This window comes from Nocardia sp. NPDC002869 (assembly GCF_046764065.1).
Lineage (GTDB): Bacteria > Actinomycetota > Actinomycetes > Mycobacteriales > Mycobacteriaceae > Nocardia > Nocardia rhamnosiphila.
In genome coordinates, this window is record NZ_JBKOOL010000248.1 from 1 (window position 1) to 5,869 (window position 5,869).

Genomic DNA, 5,869 nt, shown 5'->3' on the forward strand with positions numbered 1-5,869 from the left:
CCATCGGAATGTTGTAAGCCGCCGACCGACCATCGAACCGGTTCAAAAACCACATACGCTGCTGCGCCAACGACAACGGCACCCGCTCCGGCCGCTCGCGCGGCGCCAGCACCGGCAGATTCCCCCGACCGGTGGCGGTCTCGGCGGCAGCGGCCAAAGCGGCGACGGTGGACGCTTCGAACAGCGTCCGCACCGGCACGGTGGTGTCCAGGGCGGCCCCGAGACGGGCCGCGACCTGGGTCGCGATCAGCGAATTACCACCGAGGGCGAAGAAATCATCGTCGGCGCCGACCCGCTCGATGCCCAGGACTTCGGCGAAGACACCCGCCACGATCTCCTCGATCGGAGTCGACGGGGCACGGAACTCGCGGGCCTCGAAGACCGGTTCCGGGAGCGCCTTGCGGTCCAGCTTGCCCACCGGGGTCAGCGGGATCTCGTCCAGCACCATCAGTGCCGAGGGGACCATATGCGCCGGCAACCGCTCCGAGACGAACTCGGTCACCGCGGCGGTGTCCACACTCCGTCCCGGCACCGCCAGCACATACGACACCAGAATCGTCGCACCGGCACCGGAGTCGTGACCGACGGTTATCGCGAATTCCACGTCCGGGTGCGCACCCAGGGCGGTATCGATCTCGCCCAATTCCACCCGGAAACCACGGACCTTGACCTGGAAATCCGAACGGCCCACATAGTCCAGTTCCCAGTTCACCGCCGGCAACGCCTCGTTGCCGGCTCGCGCGCCCGGTGTGGCATACCACCGCACCACATCACCGGTGCGATACATCCGCGAACCCTCGAAACCGTACGGGTTGGCCACGAACCGATCCGCGGACAACCCCGGGCGATTCAGATAACCACGTGCCAGTCCACCGCCGGCAAGATACAGCTCACCCGCCACACCCGGCGGCACCGGCCGCAACCGCGCGTCCAGCACCAACGCAGCCATACCGTGCACCGGTTCACCGATGGTGACGTGGTCACCGGCGGAAAGTCGCGCATACGACGAGATGATGGTCGTCTCGGTGGGGCCGTACCCGTTGAAGTACCTGCGGCCCGGCTCCCACTTCGCCAGCAGCTCCGGGGTGGTCACATCGCCACCGACCGACACCACTTCCAGCGCGTCCAGACCCGCCGGATCCACGGTCCCCAGCACCGCCGGAGTGATCACCGCATGGGTCACCGCCTCGGCGCGCAGGAGTTCGGCCAGCTCCGGGCCACCGATGATCTCCGCGGGAACCACGACGAGCGTCGCACCCACGAACGCGGTGCACACCCATTCCAGCACCGACGGATCGAAACTCGGCGAACAGATGTGCAGGAACCGATGCCGCGATTCGACACCGTACAGATCGGCCGCCACATCGACCAGGCCACCGAGACCGGTATGGGTCACCGTCACGCCCTTGGGCAGACCTGTCGAGCCCGAGGTGTAGATGACATACGCCGGATGCGCCATCGCCAACGGCGCGATCCGCTCCGCATCGGTCACCGCAGTATCCGGTTCGGCGTCGATTCGCGCCTGCAATTCCAGGTCGTCGAGCAGCAGCCACTGCACATCGCCGGGCAACCGGTCCACATGCTCACTACTGGTCAGGCCCAGCACAGCACCGGAATCGGAGAGCATATGCCGCACCCGGTCGAGCGGATACTTCGGATCCACCGGAAGATGCGCGCCACCGGCCTTGGCCACGGCCCAGAACGCCAGCACGATCTCATAAGAACGCGGCAGCGCCGAGGCCACGATCCGCTCCGGGCCGACACCACGCCCGATCAGCACTCGGGCCAACCGCGACGACTGCGCGTCCAACTCCCGGTACGTCACCGACCGGCCGCGGTACCGCACCGCCACACCGTCCGGATTCACCCGCGCACCATGGGTGAGGATCTCCGGCAACAGCCCCGTTGCCATGACATCGTCACCGTGCACATGGGTCAACAGCCCGTATTCGGAGCCGTCGAGAATCGGCAGGTCGCCGATCGGCGCCCGGGGGTCCCGCACGACCGCCGACAACAAACGCAGGAACCGGCTCGCGAAAACCCCGACCGTGTCCTCGTCGAACATGTCACGGGCATAGGAGAACGCCGCCGCCAGACCCGAATCGGATTCGGCGATACGCAGCGAGAGATCGAACTTCGCCGGATCGATATCGAAATCGATGGCACCGACCCGCAGTCCGGGCAGTTCGAAATCGGCCGGCGGCAGATTCTCGAACGACAACGCCACCTGGAACAACGGATGCCGAGCGGTCGAACGCTCTACATCGACCAGTTCCACCAACCGCTCGAACGGAATATCGGCATGCGCGAACGCCTGCAGATCCGCCTCCCGAGTCGCCGCCAAGAACTCCGCGAAACTCGCCCCACCCCGCACCTGCGACCGCAGCACCAACGTATTGACGAACATGCCGACCACATCGTCGAGCTCGGCCTCACCACGACCCGCGATCGGCGTGCCCACCGCCACGTCATCGGTAGCCGACAACCGCGCCAGCAGCAACGCCAGCACCGCGTGCACCACCATGAACACCGTGGCGTTGTGCTCGGCAGCCAACCGCGACACCGCCCGATGCAACTCCGCATCGATCTCGAACGGCACCGTGCCACCGGCCACCGATCGCACCGTCGGACGCGGCCGGTCACTCGGCAGATTCAGCTCATCCGGCAATCCGGCCAGCGTCTCGCGCCAATAAGCGGCCTGCGCGCTGACCAGGCTCGCCGGGTCGTCCTCCGAACCCAGGACTTCGCGCTGCCACAGGCTGTAATCGGCGTACTGCACCGCGGGCGGCGACCAAACCGGAGCCGAACCGGCGGCACGTGAAGCGTAGGCGGCCACCAGATCCCGGGTCAGCGGCGCCATCGACCAGCCGTCGGCACCGATGTGGTGCAACACGAACACCAGCACGTGTTCGTCGCCGCCCGGGTAGAACAGCGCCACCCGCAACGGCACCTCGGCCGACACATCGAAACCGGCCGACATCACCTCGACGGCCCGCGCCCGCAACTCGTCCGCGGGCACCGCAACCGCCGTCAGCTCCGGCGCCACCTCGCCGACCGGCAGCACCAGCTGGTACGGTCGCCCGTCCTGCGCCGGATACACCGTGCGCAGCGTCTCGTGCCGGCCCACCACATCGGCAACCGCCTGCTCCAGAGCAGCGATATCGAGATCACCGGTCAGGCGGACGGCGACCGCGAGGTTGTAGGCGGCCGAATCCGTATCGAACTGGTTGAGGAACCACATCCGCTGCTGCGCCAGCGACAACGGCACCCGCTCCGGCCGCTCCCGCGCCGCCAGCACCGGCAGATCCGCACGCCCGGTGGCGGATTCCGCGGCGGCAGCCAGCGCGGCCACCGTGGAGGCCTCGAACAGCATCCGCACCGGCACGGTGGTATCCAGCGCAGCACCCAGGCGCGCGGCGACCTGGGTCGCGATCAGCGAGTTACCACCCAGGGCGAAGAAATCGTCATCGGCACCGATCCGCTCGACACCGAGAACATCGGCGAACACACCCGCCACGATCTCCTCGATCGGAGTCGACGGGGCGCGGAACTCCCGCGTCTCGAACACCGGGGCAGGCAGTGCCTTACGATCCAGCTTGCCCGAGGTGTTCAACGGGAACGCATCCAACTCCATGACCACAGCCGGGATCATGTAGGTCGGCAGCACATCACGCAGATCGTCGAGCAACACCGCCGACACGATCTGCGCACCCGGAGCAGGAACCACGTAGGCGACCAACTGCTCACCGAGCTCGGACGCCGCGACCGTCACCACGGCCTGGCTCACCACCGGCTGCGCCAGCAACGCCGACTCGATCTCCCCGAGCTCGATGCGCTGACCACGGAACTTCACCTGGAAATCGGTACGACCCAAGTACTCCAGCACCGGCAGACCGTCCACCTGCTGCCATCGCACCAGGTCGCCCGTCCGGTACATCCGCTCGGAGACAGCGAAGGGGTTCGCGACGAAACGGTCCGCAGACAGATCGGGCCGGGTCACATACCCGCGCGCCAACTGAGCACCCGCGAGATACAGCTCACCCGTGACACCCACCGGGACCGGCCGCAACCGCGAATCCAGCACATACACGCGCGAATTCCACTGCGGCACACCGATCGGCACACTCCCCGACTCCGCGCCCGTGGCCTGCCAATAGGTGATCGACACCGCGGCCTCGGTCGGACCATACAGGTTGTGCACAGCAGCATCCGAGATCGCGTGCATCGCCGTCACCGTCTCCGGCGGCAGAGCTTCACCGATCACGAACACATGCTCGAGACTCGGAATCGAACCAGCAGGCGTATGGGCAGCGAACACACCGAGCATCGACGGCACGAAGTCGGTCACCGTGACCTGCTGCTCCGCGATCGTGCGCGCCAAGTATTCGGGATCGCGATGACCATCGGGAGTCGCCACCACCAGGTGTGCACCCGCCGCCAACGGCAGGAAGTAACCCCACAACGACACGTCGAACGTGGTCGCGGTCTTCTGCAGATACACATCCGAGGAGTCCAGCGGGTATTCCGCCAGCATCCACGCGACCTGATTTGCGATCGCCGAATGCGGAACCGCCACACCCTTCGGACGCCCGGTGGAACCGGATGTGAAGATCACATACGTCGTATTCGACGACCGCACCGGCGCCAACCGATCAGCGTCGGTTACTTCGGTATCGGCATACCCGGACACATCCAAGGCGTCCAACTCGAGCACCGGTACACCGGTGTCTTCCGGCACTGCCACCACATCAGCAGTGGAGGTCAGCACGCACAACGGCGACGAGGTATCGAGAATGTAGCCGATCCGCTCCGCGGGGTGCGCCGGATCCAACGGCACGTACGCGCCACCCGCGGCGACCACCGCGTACATCCCGACGACCAGATCGATCGACCGGGAAACGAGCAGACCCACCAGCGTCTCGGGACCGACACCCTGAGCGATCAGATGCCGCGCGAGCCGGTTCACCCGACCGGCGAACTCGCCGTAGGACAGACTTGTCCCCTCGAACGAAATCGCTACTCGCTCCGGATGCGCGACAGCTGCGGCGTTGAACCGATCCAGCAGCAGCCCTTCCGGGAGCGCATGCCCGGTGGCATTCCACTCCGCCAGTACCTGGTCACGCTCGACCGGAGCGAGAATCTCCAGATCACCGACAGCGGTCTCCGGGGCCACGACGATCTCGCGCAGCAACCGCACGAACCGGTCCACGAATCCCTGGACCGTGGCGTGGTCGAACAGTGCGCTGGCATAGGTCAGATAACCGACCAAGCCCTCCGGCTCGCCGGTGAGGTCGTAGGAATCGTTGACGATCAGGTTCAGGTCGAACTGCGAGATCTCGGTATCGATATCGACACCCGATACCGTCAGACCCGGCAGCTCCAGACTCGACTCCGCCAGATTTTGGAAGGTCAGCCCCACCTGGAACAACGGGTGCCGTGCGGTCGAACGTGCCGGATTCAGCACCTCCACCAACCGCTCGAACGGCACATCCGCATGCGCGAACGCCGCAATATCGGTTTCCCGCTGGCGGGACAACAAGCCGGCGAACGACTCACCACGATCCAACTGCGTCCGGAACACCAGCGTATTCACGAACATACCGATCAGATCATCGAGCGCCCGCTCACCACGACCCGCCACCGGCGTACCGATAGTGATGTCGTCACTACCCGACAACCGCGACAGCAACACCGCCAACGCCGAATGCACAACCATGAACAGCGTCGCGTTCTGCTGCCGGGCCACCCGCTGCAAACCGGCATGGGTCCGCGCATCGATCGCGACCTCGACCCGCCCACCGGCAAACGACTGCACCGCCGGACGCGGCCGATCCGACGGCAGATCCAACTGATCCGGAACACCCGCCAG

1 protein-coding gene is annotated in these 5,869 nt (G+C 66.1%); it reads right to left on the bottom strand.

What is annotated here, in order from left to right:
• The coding region (locus ACLML9_RS27360; RefSeq protein ID WP_411948211.1) for an amino acid adenylation domain-containing protein at positions 1-5,869 on the bottom strand (5,869 nt) is incomplete at both ends.